The organism is Streptococcus sp. SN-1 (genome assembly GCF_041154385.1).
Taxonomy (GTDB): domain Bacteria; phylum Bacillota; class Bacilli; order Lactobacillales; family Streptococcaceae; genus Streptococcus; species Streptococcus mitis_CT.
The window spans coordinates 532,478-556,312 of sequence record NZ_AP028929.1 but is presented as its reverse complement, the minus strand read 5'-3'; the positions used below and the strand labels follow the sequence as shown (position 1 = coordinate 556,312).

Annotated in this window: 17 protein-coding genes and 2 pseudogenes; 5 read left to right on the top strand and 14 right to left on the bottom strand. The window is 43.3% G+C overall.

Going from position 1 to position 23,835, the window contains the following annotated elements:
• Window positions 1-114: 114 nt before the first annotated feature.
• From ACAM22_RS02430 to recJ, 3 genes are all read right to left on the bottom strand, one after another.
• Window positions 115-894, bottom strand: coding sequence for an alpha/beta hydrolase family protein (locus ACAM22_RS02430; protein WP_081529634.1), 780 nt, complete (start codon window positions 892-894; stop codon window positions 115-117).
• A gap of 66 nt (window positions 895-960) precedes the next feature.
• On the bottom strand, window positions 961-2,622 hold the full coding sequence (locus tag ACAM22_RS02425) for a ribonuclease J (RefSeq protein ID WP_261050488.1): 1,662 nt from the start codon (window positions 2,620-2,622) through the stop codon (window positions 961-963).
• Between the two features lie 170 nt (window positions 2,623-2,792).
• The gene (gene recJ, locus ACAM22_RS02420; RefSeq protein WP_369606895.1) at window positions 2,793-5,015 is read right to left on the bottom strand and encodes a single-stranded-DNA-specific exonuclease RecJ; all 2,223 of its coding nucleotides are present in this window, start codon (window positions 5,013-5,015) and stop codon (window positions 2,793-2,795) included.
• 176 nt (window positions 5,016-5,191) lie between these two features.
• On the opposite strand from recJ, the gene ACAM22_RS02415 reads away from it, so the two are divergent.
• Genes ACAM22_RS02415 through ACAM22_RS02400 form a run of 4 tightly spaced genes read left to right on the top strand, consistent with a single transcriptional unit; the run spans window position 5,192 to window position 8,114 of the window.
• Window positions 5,192-5,950, top strand: a complete 759-nt coding sequence (locus tag ACAM22_RS02415) for an amino acid ABC transporter ATP-binding protein (RefSeq protein WP_084928862.1) — start codon at window positions 5,192-5,194, stop codon at window positions 5,948-5,950.
• A 10-nt stretch (window positions 5,951-5,960) separates the two neighbouring features.
• The gene (locus tag ACAM22_RS02410) at window positions 5,961-6,755 is read left to right on the top strand and encodes a transporter substrate-binding domain-containing protein (RefSeq protein WP_084928861.1); all 795 of its coding nucleotides are present in this window, start codon (window positions 5,961-5,963) and stop codon (window positions 6,753-6,755) included.
• A gap of 12 nt (window positions 6,756-6,767) precedes the next feature.
• Window positions 6,768-7,445 carry an amino acid ABC transporter permease gene (locus ACAM22_RS02405; protein WP_000131137.1) on the top strand — a complete coding sequence of 226 codons (678 nt, stop codon included), beginning with the start codon at window positions 6,768-6,770 and terminating at the stop codon, window positions 7,443-7,445.
• A gap of 9 nt (window positions 7,446-7,454) precedes the next feature.
• Window positions 7,455-8,114, top strand: coding sequence for an amino acid ABC transporter permease (locus tag ACAM22_RS02400; RefSeq protein ID WP_369606894.1), 660 nt, complete (start codon window positions 7,455-7,457; stop codon window positions 8,112-8,114).
• A gap of 91 nt (window positions 8,115-8,205) precedes the next feature.
• Here ACAM22_RS02400 and ACAM22_RS02395 read toward each other — a convergent pair.
• A pseudogene (locus ACAM22_RS02395) lies at window positions 8,206-8,466 on the bottom strand (TOBE domain-containing protein); the annotation flags it as partial.
• Between ACAM22_RS02395 and ACAM22_RS02390 the strand changes: the two are divergent.
• A pseudogene (locus ACAM22_RS02390) lies at window positions 8,461-10,020 on the top strand (LPXTG cell wall anchor domain-containing protein); the annotation flags it as partial. The pseudogenes ACAM22_RS02395 and ACAM22_RS02390 sit on opposite strands and share 6 nt — an antisense overlap.
• A gap of 327 nt (window positions 10,021-10,347) precedes the next feature.
• Here ACAM22_RS02390 and ACAM22_RS02385 read toward each other — a convergent pair.
• The 10 genes from ACAM22_RS02385 to metE form a co-directional block, all read right to left on the bottom strand.
• On the bottom strand, window positions 10,348-12,015 hold the full coding sequence (locus ACAM22_RS02385) for an alpha-glucosidase (protein ID WP_369606893.1): 1,668 nt from the start codon (window positions 12,013-12,015) through the stop codon (window positions 10,348-10,350).
• Window positions 12,016-12,081: 66 nt separating this feature from the next.
• Window positions 12,082-13,212 (bottom strand): ABC transporter ATP-binding protein, encoded by a 1,131-nt coding sequence (locus tag ACAM22_RS02380; RefSeq protein ID WP_004251267.1) that lies wholly within the window; start codon window positions 13,210-13,212, stop codon window positions 12,082-12,084.
• Window positions 13,213-13,324: 112 nt separating this feature from the next.
• The gene (locus ACAM22_RS02375) at window positions 13,325-14,194 is read right to left on the bottom strand and encodes a helix-turn-helix domain-containing protein (protein ID WP_369606892.1); all 870 of its coding nucleotides are present in this window, start codon (window positions 14,192-14,194) and stop codon (window positions 13,325-13,327) included.
• 3 nt (window positions 14,195-14,197) lie between these two features.
• The gene (locus tag ACAM22_RS02370) at window positions 14,198-14,584 is read right to left on the bottom strand and encodes a Mini-ribonuclease 3 (RefSeq protein WP_049540908.1); all 387 of its coding nucleotides are present in this window, start codon (window positions 14,582-14,584) and stop codon (window positions 14,198-14,200) included.
• Window positions 14,577-15,920 carry a cysteine--tRNA ligase gene (cysS, locus tag ACAM22_RS02365; RefSeq protein ID WP_369606891.1) on the bottom strand — a complete coding sequence of 448 codons (1,344 nt, stop codon included), beginning with the start codon at window positions 15,918-15,920 and terminating at the stop codon, window positions 14,577-14,579. The genes ACAM22_RS02370 and cysS overlap by 8 nt, the downstream gene beginning before the upstream one ends.
• Window positions 15,921-16,002: 82 nt before the next feature.
• Window positions 16,003-16,887, bottom strand: coding sequence for a GNAT family N-acetyltransferase (locus ACAM22_RS02360; RefSeq protein WP_369606890.1), 885 nt, complete (start codon window positions 16,885-16,887; stop codon window positions 16,003-16,005).
• A gap of 11 nt (window positions 16,888-16,898) precedes the next feature.
• Entirely contained in the window at window positions 16,899-17,516 is a 618-nt protein-coding gene (gene cysE, locus ACAM22_RS02355; RefSeq protein ID WP_261050498.1) for a serine O-acetyltransferase, read from the bottom strand.
• Window positions 17,517-17,531: 15 nt separating this feature from the next.
• On the bottom strand, window positions 17,532-19,745 hold the full coding sequence (pnp, locus tag ACAM22_RS02350; RefSeq protein ID WP_261050499.1) for a polyribonucleotide nucleotidyltransferase: 2,214 nt from the start codon (window positions 19,743-19,745) through the stop codon (window positions 17,532-17,534).
• 819 nt (window positions 19,746-20,564) lie between these two features.
• Entirely contained in the window at window positions 20,565-21,431 is an 867-nt protein-coding gene (gene metF, locus ACAM22_RS02345) for a methylenetetrahydrofolate reductase [NAD(P)H] (RefSeq protein ID WP_000089966.1), read from the bottom strand.
• A 101-nt stretch (window positions 21,432-21,532) separates the two neighbouring features.
• Window positions 21,533-23,782: a 5-methyltetrahydropteroyltriglutamate--homocysteine S-methyltransferase gene (gene metE / locus ACAM22_RS02340; protein ID WP_369606889.1), complete on the bottom strand. Its 2,250-nt coding sequence runs from the start codon at window positions 23,780-23,782 to the stop codon at window positions 21,533-21,535.
• Window positions 23,783-23,835: the final 53 nt, after the last annotated feature.

The following is a 23,835-nucleotide window of genomic DNA, read 5'->3' as shown; positions in this document are numbered from 1 at the left end:
TCCAGTATCTTATTACTATTCTACTACTTTCGTTTGAAAAGTCTAGTGAAAACAGACTTCCATCATTGTTTTAAAGCCAAGAATAACTATAAATAGTGATTCATTTATAAAAAACTAACTCAATCTCTCTTCTAATTTGAAATCAATTGGTAGGGTTGCTAAAAAACGTTCCAATTGTTTTTCCCAGTAGTACCATTCGTGAGTTCCAGCGCTATGGCTATAGGTCACATCAAAACCCAGTCCTTTGAGATTTTTCACTGCTAGATTATTAGCTTCGTACAAGAAATCCTGCTCTCCACACCAAGCCCAAAGCTTGGTCTTTTTATCCGATTTTTTAGCCAGACTTTCTAGAGAATAAGGGCTAGCTGTCCAATCTTTAATCTCCCCAAAAACACCTCTCCAGTAAGCTGGTGTCCCCAGATTTTGGCTTTCAGGAGAAAATTCTTGAAAGCTAAGGGCACCTGAGAAACTAGCTGCATGAGAAAAACGATTTGTAGCAAGAGCTAGTTTGAAACAGCCATAGCCTCCCATAGAGAGACCAGCGATAAAGGTCTTTTCACGTTTACTAGTCATATTAGGGAAAAAGCGTTTCAAAACCTGTGGTAATTCCTCTGCTAGAGCTGTGTAATAGTCAAAACCATACTGGGTATCGGTATACCAACCGTTGCTGGTATTGGGCATAACAACGATGAGATTAGTTCCTCGAAGCAAGCGTTCTACATTGGTCCGCTTGAGCCAACTATTATGATTGCCAGACATCCCGTGCAAGAGGTACAAGACAGGGATATCTGTACACTCTGGTTCTTCCACTCGATTGGCATCGGGGTAAAGAACATTCACTCCCCACTCCATATCCAAAACTTGTGAGTAATACTCGATTTTCATTACTGCCATAATTTTTCCTCTATTTTTCTATAAGAAAAAGCCGAAATTCGACTTTCTCTCTGTTTATTTCAAAGATTATTTCGCTTCCATGACTACTGGTAAAATAGCTGGACGACGTTTGGTTTGGTCAAAGAGATACTTGGTAAGATTATCACGAACCTTCCCTTTAAGATCTGCCCAGTCAAAGTCATCTTCTTGAAGATAGTCTTCTACCGTTTGGTTAATCAATTCTGAACTTTCACGGAGAATATCACGGCTCTTCTTGAGATAAACAAATCCACGCGTATGAACACGAGCCTTGGCCACAATTTTCTTCTCACGACGGTTAACAGTGATTGCGACGATGAAAATTCCGTCCTCTGACAAGACCTTACGGTCACGAAGAACCACATTTCCAACATCACCAATGGCATTTCCGTCAATCAAGACATCCCCTGCTGAAACCGCTCCAGCTGGAACAAAGTCTCCATTCTCATAAGCCATGCTGGTTCCCTTTTTAGGAATAAAAATGCGTTCTGGCAACATACCAACTGCCATAGCAGCCTTAGCATGGGCATCCAACTCACGGTATTCCCCTTGAATTGGGAAGAGATACTTGGGTTGCAAGAGATTGATCATCAACTGCAAATCACGCGCATTTCCGTGACCTGATACACGCAAGCTTTGAGTGATCAGTTTGACAACACCGCCAGCTTGGTAAATCATGTTTTCCACACGCGCCATGACTGCTTCTTTGGCGATAGATGGAGTCGTTACGATATAGACTAGGTCACCGTCCTTGATTTCCACATAACGGTGGCGACCAATCGACATCTTACGAAGACCGTTGATAGGCTCACCCATACGGCCTGTCTCAAGAATAATCAACTCATGGTCTTCAAAACGAGACATATCTTTTGGCTTAATCAAAAGACTCTCGTTAGCTAGAGACAATTTCTTAAGGCGAATAGCAGTACGGACGATATTTTCAATATCGAATCCTGTCAAGACCACACGACGGCCTGTTGCATCCGCAGCGTCAAACACCTGCTGGATACGAGAGAGGTTGCTGGCTACCGCCGCAACGATGATACGACCATCCCAGTCCGCAATAGTTTGGGTAATTTCATCCCCAACTTCACTTTCACTAGCCACTTGGATATTGCTATCTGCATTGGCTGAGTCGCTAAGAAGAGCTAGAACTCCATCACGACCGATTTCTGCCAAACGAGCGAAGTCTGTCGCATAGGATTCACTAGCTGTCTGGTCAAATTTGAAGTCACCTGTATAAACGATACTACCTTCAGCTGTCTTCAAGACCACACCCAGACTTTCTGGGATAGAGTGGGTCGTACGGAAGAAGGACACCACAGTTCCTCCAAAATCAATCTCCGAATCCTCATCAATGACATGGAAATCATTGAATTTCTTAACTGTGTCATTTCCTTTGACAAAGAGTTTTGCCAACTCAATGGTCAATTCAGAGCCAAATACAGGTACCTTGGCTTCAGCCAAGAGATAAGGCAGAGCACCAATGGCATCCGCATGGCCGTGGGTCAAGAAGACCCCAGCGATACGATCGCTATTTTCAAAAAGGTAGTCCATATTGGGAATGACCACATCCACCCCTAGTTGTTCATTTTCAGGGTATTTTAGACCTGCATCCAAAACGAAAATAGATCCATCGATTTCAGCGATATACATATTTTTCCCGTTTTCACGTACACCACCAAGTGTTGTTAAACTGATATTACTCATTTTTCCTCCGAAAGCTTAATTTATTTTGATTATAGGGTTACTTGCCCTTTTATTCTAAAAGCACTACTTTTAGCCGAATCTTTTCCTACCATTATACCATTTTTTTGATGATTTTCAAAATGAAGATTTGTTTTCAAAAAAGAGCTGGTTTCCCAACTCTTTCCTATCTGCTATTCTTTTTCCATTAAAAAGTCATAAATTTCTTGCACAGTGCCCAGCGCCATCATTTCTTGGTCCTTGACGATTTGTTTGAGATTTTGGTAAATCTGACTTTCTCCGATTTCTCGCTTTGGTGCCTCTTTATTCACTGTCATGACCCCATCTTTGATCGTCACAAAGCCTAGTTCTTCAAATACTTGAATCATCTTGACCAGCAATATTTGTTGGATATTGAGATAAGTTGCCAAATCCTTCAGTTTGTAGCGGATATCAAACTCTGGGAACTGGTAGATGGTTTTGTACAATTTGGCAAACTGCTCTCTAGTCCCATAACCTGTCAGATAATAGGCCTTGTCAATATCATTTTTGAAATAGACCGCAGAGAAATTCTGTTCCTGAAAAATGGTCTTCAGCTGAGTAATATCCTCAGGAACGGTTTTTACAACAACAGCTTCACTATCTACTAAATCTGGTAGTTCTCCAGCAAAATCCAAGACTGGAACTCCTTCAGGCAAGACTGCATTTTTCCCACGAATGTTAAAGAGTTGAACACCCTCCACACGAGCATCCACCATCATCAACTGGAGGGCAGTTTGGCCATTCCATTGGTTGACAGACAATTTGACTGCCAGCTCTAGATTCTTGGTTTGAGAAAACTCTGTCGCCCATCTGCCTTGGCCAAAGGCTAACACTTCAAAACTCGCCTCACCTTTGGAAATTTTCAACTTGAGATGGGCATTCCCTGCCCCCATGGTACGAGCACTTTCGACCTGAAAATCCTTGATATAAAAGACAGGTTTCTGATTGTCCATGCCAAAAGGTGCCAAACGTTCAAAACTTTTGACCGTTTCCAAGCTAAGTGTCTCCAAATCCAGTTCTTCATCTAGATTTAACTTGTTCTTGCCACCAGCATCTGCGCCTTTTTCACGGACATAGTCTTCCAAAACCTGAGATAAATCTGAAAGTTTCTCAACTTCCAGCGTCATGCCAGCTGCGCCAGCATGGCCTCCGAAAGCGATAAAGAGGTCTCGATGGGGATCCAGAGCCTCAAAAATATCCACTGCTTCCACACTACGAGCACTACCCTTGGCACGACCGTCCTCTATATTAAGAACGATAACTGTCTGCCCTAGTTCTTCCAACAAACGACCAGCCACGATTCCTAGAACCCCAGGATTCCAGCCTTCCTTGGCCAAGACTTGGACCTTCTTCTCAGGGTCCACCATGGTCTTAGCTTCTTCATAGATAGACTGGACGATTTCCTTGCGCTCTTCGTTTTTCTGATGAATCATGAGAGCAATCTCATGCGCTTCCTCATCATCAAACCCAGTCAACAAATCAATGGCAGGATTGGGATCATCCAAGCGGCCCAAGGCATTCAAACGAGGGGCAATCTGGAAGCCAACCGTTTCTTCTGTAACTTCGTTGGCAGCAATCCCAGCCATGTCCAGCATTTCTTGCAGACCAATACGCTGAGTATGTCCCAACATTTCCAGACCATACTGAACCAAGATACGGTTCTCATCTGTCAAACTAACCATATCAGCAATGGTACCAATAGCGACCAAATCAAGCAATTCCACTTGTACTTCTTCTAACAGGGCACAAGCCAGCTTGAAAGCAACTCCACAACCAGCCAAATATTTGAAAGGATAGTTCGCATCCGGATGTTCAGGATGGACAATAGCATAGGCATCTGGTAAGGTTTCAGGCATGGAATGGTGGTCAGTCACAATGACATCCACTCCCATAGACTGGGCCAATTCAATGGCTTCGTGACCAGCAACCCCATTATCCACCGTCACAATCAAAGAAATCCCTTCTTGCTCGATAAAGTATTTGTAAACACTGGCATTAGGTCCATAACCATCGGTAAAACGATTGGGAAGATAAACCCGGCACTCAGCGCCAAGCTGTTCCAAACTTTCCTTAACAATAGAAGCCGAAGTCATACCATCCGCATCATAATCACCGTAAACGAGGATATTTTCCCCTTCTTCAATGGCCTGACGAATCCGTTCCACTGCCTTGTCCATATCATGGAGTAGATAAGGGTCGTGCAAGTCCTCCAAGGAAGGTTCTAAAAACTTCTTCAGACTTTCTTGGTCCTGAATCCCTCTTTCAAATAATAACCGAGCCACCTCAGGACCCAGTCCAGCCTTCTTGGCTATTTTTGTAAAATCCGCATCTTCTACCTGCGGGGCAAACCGCCATTCATAAGTAGGTGTTATCAAAAAGACATCCACTCTTTCTAAGAATTCTATTGCTTCATTATAACATGATTTAGGCTTTTTCTCTATCCTGATTGCTTTCTACAAAAATTTTACTAACTTTTTTCTGATATGATTTGACAAGAAAAATCTTTTGGTGTAGAATCATGTTATAAAATCTAACACAAAGGAGATTCCTTATGGCTTTAGTAGAATTTGAACACGTCGAAAAATATTACGGAGATTACCATGCACTCCGCGACATCAATCTCCGTTTTGAAAAAGGGCAAGTTGTTGTACTCCTAGGCCCTTCTGGTTCTGGTAAGTCCACTCTTATCCGCACCATCAATGGTTTGGAGGCTATAGACAAAGGAAGTCTTCTAGTAAATGGTCACCAAGTTGCTGGTGCCAGCCAGAAAGATTTGGTGCCCCTTCGCAAGGAAGTCGGCATGGTTTTCCAGCATTTCAACCTCTATCCACACAAAACAGTGTTAGAAAACGTAACACTAGCACCCATAAAAGTTCTAGGAATTGATAAAAAAGAAGCTGAAAAAACAGCCCAAAAATATCTGGAATTTGTAAATATGTGGGACAAGAAAGATTCTTATCCAGCCATGCTTTCTGGTGGACAAAAACAACGGATTGCCATCGCACGTGGACTCGCTATGCATCCTGAACTCCTCCTCTTTGATGAGCCAACATCTGCCCTTGACCCAGAAACCATAGGCGATGTTCTGGCAGTTATGCAAAAATTAGCCCACGATGGTATGAATATGATTGTCGTTACCCATGAAATGGGCTTTGCTCGTGAAGTTGCCGACCGCATCATCTTTATGGCTGACGGAGAAGTTTTGGTAGATACGACCGATGTCGATGACTTTTTCGACAATCCAAGCGAACCTCGTGCCCAACAATTTCTCAGCAAAATCATCAACCACGAAAGTGACAAAGTCAAATAAGGAGGTGCCTATGAAAAAGAAATTCTTTTTATCCGCATTATTGATTAGCCTTTTCGGCCTTGCTGCTGCAAAACCAGTTCAGGCTGATACTAGTGTCGCAGACATTCAAAAGAGAGGCGAGCTAGTTGTCGGTGTCAAACAAGACGTTCCCAATTTTGGCTACAAAGATCCCAAGACAGGGACCTATTCTGGTATCGAAACTGACCTGGCCAAGATGGTAGCTGATGAGCTCAAGGTCAAGGTTCGTTATGTACCAGTTACAGCACAAACTCGCGGACCCCTTCTAGATAATGAACAGGTCGATATGGATATCGCGACCTTTACAATCACAGACGAACGCAAAAAACTCTACAACTTTACCAGTCCTTACTACACGGACGCATCTGGCTTTTTGGTCAATAAGTCTGCCAAAATCAAAAGCATTGAGGATCTAAACGGCAAAACCATTGGAGTCGCCCAAGGTTCCATCACCCAACGCCTGATTACTGAACTGGGTAAAAAGAAAGGCTTGACCTTTAAATTTGTCGAACTTGGTTCCTACCCAGAATTGATTACTTCCCTTCACGCTCATCGAATTGATGCTTTTTCCGTTGACCGCTCGATTCTGTCTGGCTACATCAGCAAACGCACAGTACTACTAGATGATAGTTTCAAGCCATCTGACTACGGTATCGTTACCAAGAAATCAAATACCGAGCTCAACGACTATCTTGATAACTTGGTTATTAAATGGAGCAAGGATGGCAGTTTGCAGAAACTCTATGACCGTTACAAACTCAAACCATCTAGCCATACTGCAGATTAAGGAGGACACCCCATGACAGATTTATCATCTTGGACAGCCTATTTTCAGGATTTTGGACAATTTTTCAATGGTTTCCTCTTCACTCTTGCCCTAGCGATTGGATCCTTTATCCTAGCCATGGTTTTAGGCATCTTCTTCGGAGCCATGTCAACCAGCAAACGTCCAATTTTGCGCATTTTAGCTCGTATCTTTGTCGAATTTTACCAAAATACTCCCCTTTTGGTGCAGTTTGTTATCGTTTTTTATGGCCTACCTCTTATCAGTGACCATATCATCATGATTCCGATTTATTGGACAGCTGTTCTCTGCGTGGGACTCTATCACGGCGCCTATATCGCTGAGGTTATTCGCTCAGGCATTCAGTCTATTCCTAGCGGTCAGATGGAGGCCGCCCTGTCGCAAGGTTTTACCTATATCAGTGCCATGCGCTTGATTATCTTGCCTCAGGCCTTTCGTATCATTCTCCCTCCTTTGACCAACCAAATCGTCAACCTCATCAAAAACACCTCTACAGTCGCTATCATCTCTGGAGTGGACTTGATGTTTGTGACTAAGTCTTGGTCAGCTCTCAACGGAAACTACATTCCAGCCTTTTTAGGCGCTGCCCTTCTCTACTTTTCTCTATGCTTCCCTGTTGCCCAGTTTGGTCGCAAGATGGAGCAAGCCAACAAAAAAGCCTATTCACTTTAGGAGGTTACTATGGAATCCATTTTAGAAGTTTTGACCCCAGATAACCTAATCTTTATCTTTAAAGGATTTAGCTTGACCCTCTACATTTCTCTGATTGCTATCGTCCTCTCTACCCTTATCGGAACAGTGCTAGCTGTCATGAGAAACGGGAAAAATCCTGTCTTACGTATCATCTCCAGTATTTACATCGAGTTTGTGCGTAACGTTCCCAACCTCCTCTGGATTTTCACTATCTTTTTGGTGTTCAAGATGAAATCCACACCAGCAGGAATCACTGCCTTTACTCTCTTTACCTCAGCAGCCCTAGCTGAGATTATCCGAGGCGGTCTCAATGCCGTAGACAAGGGACAATACGAAGCAGGAATGTCACAAGGATTTACCTCAGCCCAAATCCTCTACCATATCATTCTTCCACAAGCTATTCGTAAAATGCTACCAGCCATCATTTCTCAGTTTGTCACTGTGATTAAGGATACCAGTCTTCTCTACTCTGTTATCGCCCTACAAGAACTCTTTGGAGCTAGCCAAATTCTCATGGGCCGTTATTTCGAACCAGAGCAAGTCTTCAGTCTTTATATCCTGATCGCCCTCATCTACTTCAGCTTTAACCTAGCAATCTCTAGCCTGTCTCATATGCTAGCAAAACGTTGGCAACAAGCTGCAGAATAAAAAACAGCTCTCCAGTTCAATTGGAGAGTTTTTCAACTCAATCTCAAAAAACACTGCTAGATTTCTAGCAGTGTTTTGAGTTTTATTTATCTTAGTAAACTGTCTTTTCAGTTTCTACGTCAAAGAAGTGAGCTTTGTTCAAGTCAAATCCAAGTTCCACAGTTGCACCAGCTTGCAAGTAGTCACGTGCGTCAACCTTAGCAACGAATTCATCTTTACCAACTTGGCAGTATAGGTGAGATTCTGAACCAAGCAATTCTGATACAGAGATAGTTGCTTTCACAACTGATTCTGGGAATGTTTCAAGGAAAGCAGGTTCTGCGTTCACGTCTTCTGGACGGATACCGAAGATCCAAAAGCCGAAAATGAACTGGTCGGCCCAAATGGAGAAATCGTTGGACGTGTGAAAAATGGTCGTCCGAAATTCTTCCCAGACTACTACGTCATCCCAATGAGCCTCGACAAAGACAACGATGCCCAAGAAGCCTTCAATATGATCGACTACTTCAAACGCAATGGTGTCCTCGTCAAGGAACTCAAAGAAGATATTGGCAACTATAAAAAAGGGGACTTAGTCATTGACATGGCCCAAGCCAAACGTGGCTATGCTAACCACATTCTCTACAAGGGTTCCAACGAATCTGCCTGGGCTGCTATGTACGCAGAGTTGCTGGTAAACTTCCCAGATATGAGAGGGTTCAAGTCCGAACCTGTCTTTGCGGATGGTCTTTTCAACGGAAAATTAGGAGAAGTCACCACCACCCGCGCCACTCGTACCTCTGAGATCGATCCAAAAGCTCCTTACTATGTGATCGCAAATACCTCAGCCAGTGCCGTTAAAGCTGTCAACCAGGCTATTGCACAAGGAAAATCTGTCTACCTAACAGATGATGGCTACATCGTTGACCGCGATACCTTTGCTTCGCTCCTACCAAACTATGCCATTTATGGTGATGCCCTCTACAAGGTGCCTAGTGGCCCAACCTTGAAACCGATGAAGGTCTACTCTCCAAACTACCACTATAATTGGGCTGGAGTAGATGCGCCTGCTCATACTAGTTTGGTCCTTGAAAAATTAGGCTTCCAAATCGTCAATACGCCAGAAGAAGCGGATGTTGTTATTTTGGAAAGCAATCGCTTTGACGCTTCCATTTTTGGCAAGAAACCAACCCTTGTCATTGGCGGGGAAGCCATGCAAAAATTGGAAAAATTGGGAGTTCTTACAGGATTTGACGCTGAAAAACTAAAAGGCGGTAGTGACTACGAAGGCTTGATGAAAGCGATCATTGATGATCAGGATCCATTGACCAGCGGATACAAGAAGAATACCCTCTTCTACTCCAACTCAGGAAACTGGATTGAAAAGGTTCCAGAGCATTTCAAGACCTTGATGAGCATCGCTCCAAGCGATTATTATATTGCAGGTTGGTGGCCACATAACGATGTTCTGGCTAACAAAGTCATGGCCATCTCTGGAGAACTGATGGGACAACCACTCTTTGTCTATGCAGGAAATCCAACCAACCGTCAACACCCTGTCCACTTCTTCCGCTGGGTAACCAATGCGATCTTTGGCAGCAAGTTGGCAAGCTTGATGGATTACGTTCCAGCTAAAGAACCAGATCAAGTGGTAGTTCCAATTCATAACCAAACAAGCAATCCACAGCCAATCTTGGCCAAGAAGGACACTCCTAAAGTGCTCCTTCCACAAAAAGAAACAACTGTGGAAAATGGAGAAAGCGTGCAAGCTTTGACTTACCAAGTAGGACAAAGCTTCCAAGAAAGTCCAGCTAAGGCACAATTGCCACAAACTGGAGAAGACACAACCGCACACTTCATTCTTTCAGGCTTCTTGTTAGCCGTTAGCGGAGGCTTCCTCCTCTTGAAAAAGAAAGAAGTTGAGTAAGTTCCAGGTTTAGACTTGGATGACACGAAAAGAACCTTCGCAGACGCGAAGGTTCTTTTTGGAGATAAAATATCTTTCAAAACTTTCCTTAGGTGAGTACGGACGTCAGCGAACTTCTTCGAAGTTCCATGACTTAGTTTTGAGCCTAAGGTCTCAAAACTCCCGAGTGTTTGAAACAATAATGTTTCAAACACTTTTCTCACAGCGGAAAGTTTCAGTTTATACTTGACTGATTCTAAAGTATAGAAAACTTTTATAATGTTCTCCAGAATATTTAATGAACATACTATTCTACATTAAATCCTAACACTGATGCAAAGTTTCTCCTTATTCCACCAATTCCAACACAACCGTTTGGTAAGGAGCTAATTCTAGCACTTGGTCTCCTTCTTGGAATAATCCTGCTGTATTATTTAAAACGACTGTTTTAATCGGAGCTGGCAACTCCAAGGTGGCCTGGCGATTTTGGAAATTGCTGACAACCAAGAGACGCTTGTCCCCACGGCGTTCAAAGGCGATGATGTTTTCACGGTCCCGATACGCTGGGATCATATCTCCGAATCGGATGGTATTTCCATAAAGGGGATGGCGATACAAGGCCGTCAACTGGCGATAGTAATTCAAGATGGAATTTGGATCCTTTTCTTGATCTTTCACATTGATGGCAACATTTGGTTTGGGACTGATCAACCAGGCTGTTCCATCGCTAAAGCCCAATCCTGGCTCCGCTGACCACTGCATGGGTGTCCGCGCATTGTCCCGGCTGTAGTTGGCAATCGCGGCCAAGGCTTCTTCCTCGCTTAAACCAGCTTCTTTCGCGACGTGGTAGCCATTGATGGTTGCGATATCATCAAAGTCCTCCACCGATTCAAAGACTTGGTTTTCCATCCCAATTTCTTGGCCTTGGTAGATAAAAGGAATTCCCTTACGCAAAACCTGAATGGTTCCCAGGGCTTTTTTACTGGTATCGTTTACTGGACCTTCTGCAATATAGTGGGACACCCCACGAGGCTCGTCGTGATTCTCGATAATGGTCGAGAGCACCCCAATGCTATCCGCGCGCTCATGCGCTTGAAAAATACTTTCCTTGAGTTCATCTGCTGTTGGAAGACTATGGTCAAACCAGCCTTTTCCTTCCTGCCCCAAGCAGGTTTGCTTGAAGTCAAAGATGGAAGAGAAGACGCCATCTTTTCCAATGAAGAAATGCAACTCTTCGTCGGTTTCATTGAACACTTCCCCTACTGTGAAGGCATTGTACTTGGCGAAGGTTCGCTCATTTAACTCATGCAAGAAAGGTTCAATCGATTGGGCATTCACTAGAGACTCCAGTACTGGGACCAAGCCATTTTCGCGATCAGACGGAAGCGAACGCCATTCTAGATCTTTTTTGATATTGATAATAGCATCGATCCTAAAGCCCGCAATTCCCTTGTCCAACCACCAGTTGATCATCTTGTAAATTTCTTCGCGCAAGACAGGATTTTGCCAATTAAGGTCTGGCTGATCCTTGTGATAAGAATGGAGATAGTATTTGTTGGTGCCAGGAACTGGTTCCCAGACACTGCCTCCAAAGTAACTTTCCCAGTTGTTGGGTTCCTTGTCACTTTCGATGAAGTAAAAGTAGTCCGCATAAGGGCCATCTGGATCCGCTAGAGCTTTTTGGAACCACTCGTGATGACTGGAGCAGTGGTTAACCACCAAGTCCATAATGATAGAAATGCCCCGCTTCTTACCTTCAGCAATTAGCTCCTCCATATCTTCCATAGTTCCAAAAATAGGATCAATGGCATAGTAGTCTGAAATATCATAGCCCTGGTCAATAAACGGACTCTTGTAAATAGGCGATAACCAGAGAATGTCAATTCCTAAGTTTTGAAGGTAATCGAGTTTCTTCGTGATTCCTTTCAAATCCCCAACGCCATCACCATTGCTATCTTTAAAGCTTTTTGGGTAGATCTGATAAGCGACCTTCCCCTTCCACCAGTCTTTTTCCATGTTTTGTCTCCTTAAAATGAAAGAGACTGAGACATATCGTATCAGTCTCTACAGTGTCAGTAGGTATTAGTAAACTGTCTTTTCAGTTTCTACGTCAAAGAAGTGAGCTTTGTTCAAGTCAAATCCAAGTTCCACAGTTGCACCAGCTTGCAAGTAGTCACGTGCGTCAACCTTAGCAACGAATTCATCTTTACCAACTTGGCAGTATAGGTGAGATTCTGAACCAAGCAATTCTGATACAGAGATAGTTGCTTTCACAACTGATTCTGGGAATGTTTCAAGGAAAGCAGGTTCTGCGTTCACGTCTTCTGGACGGATACCGAAGATCAACTCTTTACCTTCGTATCCTTTATCGCGAAGAACTTTCAAAGCACCTTCTGGAACTTTCAAGTTAAAGGCGTCACCAACGATGTGGTCACCGATCAATTTTACGTTGATGAAGTTCATAGCTGGGCTTCCGATGAATCCTGCTACGAATTTGTTAACTGGGTTTTTGTAAACTTCTTGAGGAGTACCGATTTGTTCAACACGTCCGATAGTACCAGTACCAGCAGGGTTTTTAGTTGCTGACATGATAACGATACGGTCTGCAAGTGTCATCGCTTCTGTTTGGTCGTGAGTTACGTAGATAGTTGTAGCTCCGATACGACGGTGGATTTTAGCGATTTCAGCACGCATGGATACACGAAGTTTCGCATCCAAGTTTGACAAAGGTTCGTCCATCAAGAATACTTTTGCATCACGGACGATCGCACGACCCATGGCAACACGTTGACGTTGACCACCTGAAAGGTCAGCTGGTTTACGATCCAAAAATTCTTTCAAACCAAGAATTTCTGCTGCTTCTTGTACACGTTTGTCGATGTCTTCTTTGCTGTATTTACGCAATTTCAAACCGAAAGCCATGTTATCGTATACAGTCATGTGTGGGTAAAGAGCGTAGTTTTGGAATACCATGGCGATGTCACGGTCTTTTGGAGCTACGTCGTTGACAACCACGCCATCGATAGATGCAGTACCTTCTGTGATGTCTTCAAGACCAGCAATCATACGAAGAGTAGTTGATTTACCACATCCTGAAGGACCTACGAAAACGATAAATTCTTTGTCTTTGATGTCCAAGTTGAAGTCTTCAACTGAATAGTGTTCGCTGTTTGGATATTTTTTGTAAATGTTTTTAAGATTCAATTCTACCATGAGGTGAACTCCTTTTGTCTTTTGATAGTTTTATTATAGATGAAAACGCTTTACTTTTCTATGGCAAGGTGACCAAAAAAATAAAAAAGTTCTGTGCAACTTGCACAGAACTTTAGAGAATATCTGGTAAAATCAATTGATAACACAGAGTCAGGTCTGTCAATTCCTTCAACTGAAGGCCTGTCAACTCTTCCCATTTATCAATCTTGTATTGGAGAGAATTGCGGTGCAAATAGAGTTGCTGGGCTGTTTTAGTGAGAACAGCACTATTTTCCCAAAGCGAGAGAATGATTTCCTGAATCTGGTCTTGATCCAAAATCATCTGATGGAGACATTCCTTGATTACTCTCAAATCCACAAGCCTTTCTCCCATACTCCAAAGATAGAGCTGAGAAAAAGCATGAACACCTTGGTGGCCCTGACGCCACCAAGTCTTAAACAAATCCCGCTCCGCTTTGATTAAGTCTGATAGAGCTTGATGGCCCGTCTGAGGCCAAACTTGACCTAACATGATAGAGAGACGCAGTCCAAAGTCATACTCAACCGCTTCAATCGTATCACTTAAAATAGCTCGTACAGAAGTGTATTTGTCTTGTTGAAGCACGAAAACATAATCCTGAGCTCCGACCTGAATCACCGCCTGACAGTTAGGAAAAAGGGTCCGCATCATATCCAGCCAAGAAGCTAGATTTTCCTGCTGAAAATAGGAAAGATGACAATAAACTAACTGAATCTTTTTAAAAGCTTGTGGTACCTGTCCCTTCCCCTCAATCAGATAGGAATACCAAGGATTGAGCGAACGAGCCTGCTCCTGCTGGGTCAAAAGTGAAATCAACTGCTTTTCACGCTCACTGAGCCCAGTTTCCTCCAGCAAAATCCACTGCTGAGAAGCTACAGGAAGAGTTAAGTAACCCTCTTTCTCTACTGGTTGGTCTGAAATCTGAGCCTCAGGAAACCAGTCTTGTAGTTCTTTTGCCATCATATCCTAGTCCTCCACTTTTTGGATGCACCAAGAAATCAAGCTCTCAAGACGTTCCAAATTTTCTGTCATATGGAGATAGCCCATCACGGCTTCAAAACCTGTGGACATACGGTAAGTCACCACATCAGCATTTTTAGCCTTTGTGTGGCTATTGGTATTGCGACCACGTTTGTAGATTTCTTCTTCTTTTTCCGTCAGGACTTGCTCCTCCAACATGAGGGAAATCAAGTGTGCCTGAGCCTTGGCTGAGACATACTTGGTCGCTTCTTGATGGAGTTTATTGGGTTTGGTCATGCCTTTGAGGATGAGGTGACGGCGAATATACATAGAATACACCGCGTCCCCCTCAAAAGCTAACGCAATCCCGTTAATGAGATTGACATCAATCACGTGTCCACCTCACTCCATCTTTGGTGTCAAGGAGCTTAATCCCTTGAGCAGCCAATTGGTCACGGATCTGGTCCGCTGTAGCAAAGTCACGATTGGCACGCGCTTCTTGGCGTTTTTGGATCAAGTCTTCAATCTCTGCATCCAAAACTTCCTCAATAAAGACAATTCCAAAGACCCCTAACATAGCCGCAAGAGCTTCCTTAACACTTGTATCATAGTTGCCAGAATTGATCCACTTGGCCATTTCAAAGACTACTGTAATACCGTTGGCAGAGTTGAAATCCTCATCCATAGCTGCTACAAACTTGTCTTTAAAGGCTTGCAAGTCTTGGGCATCTACAGTCCCAGAAAATGGTTGTTCGTAAGTGTTCTTTAGATACTTGAGATTGGTCTCGGCGTCTCGCACTGCCTTTTCCGTAAAGTTGATAGGCTTGCGGTAATGTTGAGTCGCAAAGAAGAAACGAAGCACTTGCCCATCGAGCGTTTTGAGGGCATCGTGCACTGTGATAAAGTTGCCCAAGGATTTGGACATCTTGACATTGTCGATATTGACAAAGCCATTGTGCATCCAGTAGTTGGCAAAGGTCTTACCTGTTTTGGCTTCTGACTGGGCAATTTCATTGGTATGGTGAGGAAACTCTAGGTCAGCTCCACCACCGTGAATATCAATGGTGTCGCCCAAAATCTCTGTCGACATGACTGAACACTCGATGTGCCAGCCCGGACGACCAGGTCCCCAAGGACTGTCCCAAGAAATCTCGCCTGATTTGGCAGATTTCCAGAGGGCAAAGTCTACAGGATTTTCCTTACGAGCTGTTTCTTCATCGGTACGACCTGAAGCACCCAGCTCCAAATCTTCCAAGGTTTTATTAGCCAATTTGGCATAGTTGTGAGATTTTTCCACACGGAAATAGACATCTCCTTGACTCTCGTAGGCAAAGCCTTTTTCAATCAAATCTTCCACAAAGCGGATGATGTCAGCCATAAACTCCACCACACGCGGATTGCGGGTCGCAGGTTTGACGCCCAAGGCTGTCACATCCTCACGAAAGGCAGCGATGTACTTGTCCGCAACCTCCTGAGGCGTGATGCCCTCTTCCTTGGCACGGTTGATAATCTTATCATCTACATCTGTAAAATTGGAAATATAGACAACCTCATACCCACGGTACTCAAAATAGCGACGAATGGTATCAAAAGCTACCGTCGAACGAGCATTTCCCACGTGGATATAGTTGTACACGGTTGGCCCACAAACATACATCTTGACCTTGCCGTCCTCAATCGGGACAAATTCTCGCAAATCACGAGACATGGTGTCGTAAATTTTAATCATAAAATAATAGTCAGGAAAACTAAAATTCGAGAACAGTTAGTTTCATCACTAAGAGTTCAATTGAATTTCAGTCCGAATGTCCCTACACTTCGGAATCCCTTGCTCCTTTCTCATTCAGATAAACCACCTGGGTCTGTTTGACAAAGCCAATTTTTTCATACAAGCGCTTGGCACCTACATTGCTGTCCTCTACTGCAATCTGAAATTCCTTGTCATTTTGCTCAATTAGTTGGTTGACAAGGGATTTTGCTAAATAGCTTCCATAGCCTTTCCCACGTTCAAGTTCTGATATTGCTAAACCGTAGAAGTAATTCGTATTAGTCGATAAATCTACCGTGCAAGTTCCAATAATCTGACCGTCTTTTAACAAAATATATAAGCGACTTTCTGGATCCTTCAGAGCTTCAGCGACATATCTATCCACAATCTCTCTAGATTCATGCTCTTCTGAGAATGCCTGAAATTTTAACTGACTAATTTGATCCTGATACGAACTATCTGCTAACAAAACTTCAAGATTGGAAACATTTGCTAACGGATAAGGTTTTCTATCCTTACCTAACCAAGTTTCTGTCTCTTCATCCTCGACCAATCCCCAGTTGCTAACAAAATCAGGATGGCGGTCTAGAAAAACACGCTCTGTCTGAAAAGTGACTGAACAAATAGAGAAAGAAGCTGTTTCTCTCTCAAAACTAGTAAACAATGCCCGCGCAATTCCCTGACGGCGATGATCTGGATGAACCAGTATCGTCACTTCCACATCTTGGTCATCTGCATAGACAGTTAATAAACCAACAAGTTCGCCTTTTTCATAATAAAGGAAAAAGGCGGGCATGTTTGGGTCAAAATTAAGCATGTTAGAGAGATAGGGATCACGATAGGTACCGTCATAGTTTTGGCAACAGTTAATTAGTTTTTTCGCCTCAGATAGCTCCTCTTGGCTTAACTTGTTTCTTGCTTGAATCATATAGCTATCCTCTACAACCCCGACGATCTGTGGCTGGCTTCTTTAGCCTGCTCGAGTTTATTGACGTAGTACTCTCGTTTTTCTTCGACTTCATGAATGACCGGCTCATCCTTCTTACCATGAACACGGACAATCTTAGCAGGAATACCGACAACTGTCACATCGCTAGGTACGTCTGCCACAACGACTGCTGCTGCACCGACCTTGGCATTTTCACCGATTTCTACTGGTCCGATAACTTGGGCATGGGCTGATATGAGAGCTCCCTTACGAACCGTCGGATGGCGTTTGCCAACATCCTTACCAGTCCCACCAAGAGTCACCCCGTGATAAAGGAGAACGCCTTTTTCAACGATCGCTGTCTCCCCAATCACCAAGCCAGAACCATGGTCAATAAAGACACCTGAATCAATCTGGGCACCTGGATGAATCTCAATCTGAGTCCAAAAGCGCCAAAACTGGCTGTGCATACGAGCCAGGAGTTTGAAGCCATGCTTCCAGAGAAAATGGGAGATACGGTGGGCCGCCAAGGCCTTGACACCTGGATAAGTCAGCAAAACCTCCAAAGTGGTGCGGGCCGCTGGATCATTTTCTTTTACGATATCAATGGTTTCGCGCCACCATCCCATACATTTCTCCTTTTCTTATTCTGAATCTTTTGGTGTTTCTGTAAATTCTTTCTTAGGTTTGTGATCCTTGTGATGACGTGGGCGGTGAGGTTTCTCAGACTTTTCGCCTTTTTCATCACGTTCAGGTTTTGGAGGACGAGGAAGAAGAGCTTTCATAGAAGCATCCACACGTCCTTTTTCATCAATCTTGATAACCTTAACATCAACTTCATCCCCGATTGCTACCAAGTCTTCGACATTATTGGTACGCGTCCAAGCCATCTCAGAGATATGAACAAGGGCATCTGTCTTATCAAAGAGGTTAACAAAGGCACCAAATTTCTCGATACGAACGACTTTAGCACGGTAAACTTCATCCACCTTGGCTTCACGAACCAAACCAGCAATAATTTCCTTGGCACGGTTAATAGCATCTTGATCACTAGAGTAGATAGATACATTTCCTTCTTCGTCGATATCAATCTTAACGCCTGTTTCAGCGATAATCTTATCAATGGTTTCTCCACCTTTACCGATGACAATCTTAATCTTGTCCACATCAATCTTGATGGTATCAATTTTCGGAGCAGTTGGAGCCAATTCTGGACGAACTTCTGGAATAGTTGCTTCAATCACATCAAGGATTTCAAAACGCGCTTTCTTGGCTTGGGCAAGAGCCTCAGTCAAGATTTCTGCAGTGATTCCTTGAATCTTGATATCCATTTGAAGGGCTGTAATCCCGTCACGAGTACCTGCAACCTTGAAGTCCATATCTCCAAAGTGGTCTTCCAAACCTTGAATATCTGTCAATACTGTGTAGTTGTTACCATCTGAGATAAGTCCCATAGCAATACCAGCTACTGGCGCCTTGATTGGCACACCACCAGCCATAAGGGCAAGCGTTCCTGCACAGATAGATGCTTGAGAAGAAGAACCATTTGATTCCAAGACCTCCGCAACCAAGCGAATCGCGTATGGGAATTCCTCCAAACTTGGCAAGACTTGAGCAAGGGCACGCTCACCGAGAGCACCGTGACCAATTTCACGACGACCTGGCGCACCGTAACGACCAGTTTCCCCTACAGAGTATTGAGGGAAGTTATAGTGGTGCATAAAGCGTTTCTTGTACTCTGGATCCAAACCATCAATGATTTGAGTTTCCCCCATCGGTGCCAAGGTCAAGACTGAAAGAGCCTGAGTTTGCCCACGAGTGAAGAGACCTGAACCGTGCACACGAGGAAGGAAGTCAACAACCGCATCCAAAGGACGAATTTCATCGACCTTACGACCGTCAGGACGCACCTTGTCTTCTGTGATCAAACGGCGCACTTCAGCATGTTCCATTTGTTCCAATATTTCAGCCACATCACGCATGATACGGTCAAATTCTTCGTGATCTGCATATTTTTCTTCGTAAACAGCAGTCACTTGGTCTTTAACCGCTTGAGTTGCAGCTTCACGAGCCAATTTTTCTTCTACTTGGACAGCTTTTTGGAGGTCGCTGTTGTAGGCTGCGATGATTTCAGCCTGTAATTCAGCATCCACATGAAGCAATTCTACTTCTGCTTTTTCCTTACCGACAGCAGCAACGATTTCTTCTTGGAAAGCAATCAATTCTTTGACTGCTTCGTGCCCTTTAAGAAGGGCTTCCAACATGATTTCTTCTGACAATTCTTTGGCACCAGACTCTACCATGTTGATGGCGTGTTTGGTACCAGCTACTGTCAATTCAAGGAGTGATTGCTCTGCTTGTTCTTGACTAGGGTTGATGATGATTTGACCATCCACATAACCTACTTGTACCCCAGCGATTGGTCCGTCAAATGGAATATCTGAGATAGAAAGTGCCAAGGATGAACCAAACATAGCAGCCATTGGTGCAGAAGCATTTTCATCATAAGAAAGCACTGTGTTAATCACTTGCACTTCATTACGGAAACCTTCCGCAAACATTGGACGGATTGGACGGTCAATCAAACGCGCTGTCAAAGTCGCATCTGTTGAAGGACGTCCTTCACGCTTCATAAAGCCACCAGGAAACTTCCCAGCCGCATACATTTTTTCTTCGTAGTTGACTTGAAGTGGGAAGAAATCCCCAGTTGCCATCTTCTTAGACATCACGGCCACAGTCAAGACAGTTGACTCACCGTAACGTACAACAACAGAGCCATTTGCCTGCTTAGCAACCTGGCCAGTCTCTACAATCAACTCACGACCCGCAAAAGTCGTTTGAAACACTTGTTTTGTCATTTTAATCCCCTTTGGATTGATAATATTATACGTCTTGCCTACAAAGATCAAGATACAAAACCGTTAAGCAACTCAAAGGAAAATAGGAAATCGGACGACGGAGCGACTGCTCCTAGGCAGATTTATCTTTTTCCAAAGAGTTGTAGGCGTGTTCAATTCTCAAGATACCAAGGACGTCAAAAGCAAAGTAAAAATAGGAAACTGACGAAGTCTTCGATGAAGACAAGACAGTTTATCTTTTTTACACAGCTTTTCGGCCGGGTTCAATTACACAAGATATTTTGGACGATTCGGCTTGCCGAACATTTCTGTAGAAAAATAGGAAGGTGACGCCGCACTCGACGAGTGCTAGGAAGCTTATCTTTTTTCCTAAGAAATGAGGCCAAAATTCAATTAAGTATCTTTTTGATATTTCCCTGAAATAGTGCGGACGGGGGGTAAAATTATCCAGTGGATGATTTTAGAAATCCAATGGAATTTCAATGGTAATTTTTAATTACTTCGCCTTTTCATTTCTATGCTCAGGCTAAAATAGTTCCCCGAACTATTTTACTCTAAAAAATTCCGTCCTAGAAAATAACAGAGTTATTCTCTAGGATACCACGATAGCGTGAAATATCTTTTAAATACTCACTCTGTTCGTATTTTTTATAGACACCTATTATCAGGTTTTAATAAAAAACTTCTATAACTTCAATACCCTCATCTTTGTATCAAGTACGTACAGAGTCTATTTTATCATATTTTTCTTAAAAAGTGCGGTCTTTACCATTAAAAAGGAACCATTCCCCTCACCTGAGAAGAATGGTTTTCTTTTTATTATCCTAAGGACTGGTGATTAAACAAGGCATGGGTTGCTTGGTGGATGTATTTTGCTGTATCTGCATTGTTCATGGTGTAGAGATGCACACCGGCAACATCCTGAGTTACCAAGTCCACGATTTGGTCCACTGCATAGGCAAGTCCTGCTGCTCTGAGCGACTCAGGGTCATGCTCATACTTGTCTAAGATGGCTTTAAATTTGCGTGGAAGATGGATATTCTCACAAGTCTTCAAGAGGCGGAGAGCCTGATTTCGATTCAGAATTGGCATAATCCCTGCATGAATAGGAACATCAATCCCAGCCAAGATGCACTTGTCTTGGAAATCATAGAAGCGCTCATTGTCAAAGAAAAGCTGAGTTACAAGGCTCGAACAGCCTGCATCCACTTTCTTCTTAAGATTTTGAATATCTGAAATCTGATTTGGTGAATCTGGATGACCTTCTGGATAACAAGCACCAACAATATCAAAGTGAGGAGCTTGCTCCTTGATGAACTCAATTAAGTCAGTTGCATAGCGGAAATCCTTTTGTGGTTCCACATCAGGAATAATATCCCCACGAAGAGCCAAGATTTTCTGCACCCCAACCTTGTCCAAGTCTGCAATAGTTTCAGCAACCTTGTCCTTGGTCAAATAGATAGCTGGCAAGTGGGCAATAGTCGGAATCGCCAAGTCATTTTGGATAAAGTCAGCCAAACGAACCGTCGTTTCCTTGATATTAAATTTATTATTGCTGGCAGTTACACTGATAAAGTGAGGAGCCAACTCCTGCATATCTTGAAGAGCAGAAATAATGTTATCATTACCCACGGCTGGGTTTGGGGGGAACACTTCAAATGAGAGTGACGGTGTTTGGCGTGACATAGTCATTATCCTTTTCTAGTTGATTTTTTTGTTAGCTTGACTCTTAGAATCCAAGTGAAACAGGCAGATTGACCAAACAGCGCTTTTAGAGAAATCTTATCTTACAATTTCTCACGCGCAGCTTTAGCTGCTTCCACAAGGCGGATCAAGCTTTCTTTTGTTTCTGGAATACCACGTGTTTTCAAACCACAGTCAGGGTTGATCCAAACTTTCTTGCTTGGCACTTTAGCAAGGATGGCTTCGATTGTATTGTCGATTTCGCCTTCATTTGGCACACGAGGTGAGTGGATATCGTAAACTCCAGGTCCTACTTCTGTTTGGAAGTTTTTCGCTTTGAGTTCGTCCAAGATTTCAAGGTTCGAACGGCTAGCCTCAAATGAGATAACGTCCGCATCCAAGTTGTCGATAGCTGGAATGATATCTGTAAATTCTGAGTAACACATGTGAGTGTGGATTTGTGTATCTGGCGCTACTGTTGAGTGTACCAAGCGGAAGGCAGGAATTGCCCAGTCAAGGTAGTCTTCATACCAGTCGCTACGACGGAGTGGCAATTTTTCACGAAGAGCAGCCTCATCGATTTGGATGATTTTCACACCAGCAGCTTCAAGGTCAAGCACTTCATCCTTGATGGCAAGGGCGATTTGAAGAGTAGAATCCTTGATAGAGATGTCTTCACGTGGGAATGACCAGTTGAGGATGGTAACAGGTCCAGTCAACATACCTTTAACAGGTTTGTTTGTACGGCTTTGTGCATAGCTAGACCATTTAACAGTGATAGGGTTAAGACGAGTGACATCACCCCAGATGATTGGTGGTTTAACTCCACGCATACCGTATGATTGTACCCAACCATTTTTAGAGAAGAGGTAACCTGACAAGTTTTGACCGAAGTACTCAACCATGTCATTACGCTCGAACTCACCGTGAACAAGGACATCAAAGTCAATATCTTCTTGCCATTTGATCCATTCATCGATCGTTTCAGCAAGGAAAGCATCGTACTCTTCTTGAGACAATTCACCTTTACGGTAAGCCAAACGCTTAGCACGAACTTCTTTTGTTTGAGGGAATGAACCGATAGTTGTTGTTGGAAGAGCTGGAAGTTTGAAAGCTTCTTCTTGGATAGCTTCACGTTCTGCAAAGGCTGGCAAACGAGTGTAGTCTGCGTCTGTCAAGCCAGCGATACGCGCACGAAGTTCCGCATTTTCACCAACACGCTCAGTCGCAAAGAGTTCTTTGTTAGCTGCAAGTGCTTCTTCACCTTGACCATTGCGGATAGCATCCAAATCACGAATCTCATCCAATTTTTCAACTGCAAAGGCAAAGTGGTTCAAGATTGCTGGTTCAAATTCTTCATTAGCAGTTGTAAATGGCACATGAAGAAGTGAGCATGAGCTTGTTAAGACAATGTTTTCAGCTGGGATTTGTTCAAGAATAGCCAAGCTCTTTTCGTAGTTGTTGCGCCAGATGTTTTTACCATTGACAATACCTGCGTAGAGAGTCTTGTCAGCTGGGAAGCCACTTTTAACCAATTCAAGAGTTTTCTTACCTTCAACGAAATCAAGACCGATAGCATCTACTGGCAATTTCACAAGGTCAGCGTAGACGTCACGAACGTCACCGAAGTAAGTTTGAAGCAAGACTTCAAGACCTTTTTTGTCAGCCAAAAGTTTGTTGTAAAGGTTCAAGAAGAGAGCTTTTTCTTCAGCTGTCAAATCTTTTACAAGAGCAGCTTCATCCAATTGGATACGAGTCGCACCAAGTTCTGACAATTTAGCAAAAACTTCTTGGTAAGCAGCAACTAAACTGTCTACGAAGTCTTCTGCTTTCACGCCTTCTTCAAAGTCTGACAATTGAAGGAAAGTGAATGGACCTACAAGGACAGGACGAGTGTTGAGACCAAGTTCTTTTGCTTCTTGGAACTCATCAAAAATCTTGTGACCTGCAAGTTTGACTTGAGTGTCTTTTTCAAATTTAGGAACGATGTAGTGGTAGTTGGTGTTGAACCATTTCTTCATTGGAAGGGCGCGAACGTCTCCTTTTTCTCCTTGGTAACCACGACCCAAAGCAAAGTAGCGCTCAAGGTCAGACATGTCCAAGTTTTGAACTGAAGCAGGTACCACGTTGAAAAGGAAAGCTGCATCTAGGAAGTTATCATAGTGAGAAAAGTCATTTGATGGAATTTCAGTGATGCCTTTTTCTTTGACAATGTTCCAGTGTTTAGCACGCAAGTCTTTTGCTGCTGCCAAGAGTTCTTCTTCTGAGATTTCTTTTCTAAAGTATTTTTCAGTTGTAAATTTTAATTCGCGGAATTCGCCCAAACGTGGGAAACCGATGATTGTAGTTGACATGATGTGTCCTCCAAAATTTGTTGTTGAAACTATCTTAACAGAAAAGAAATCAT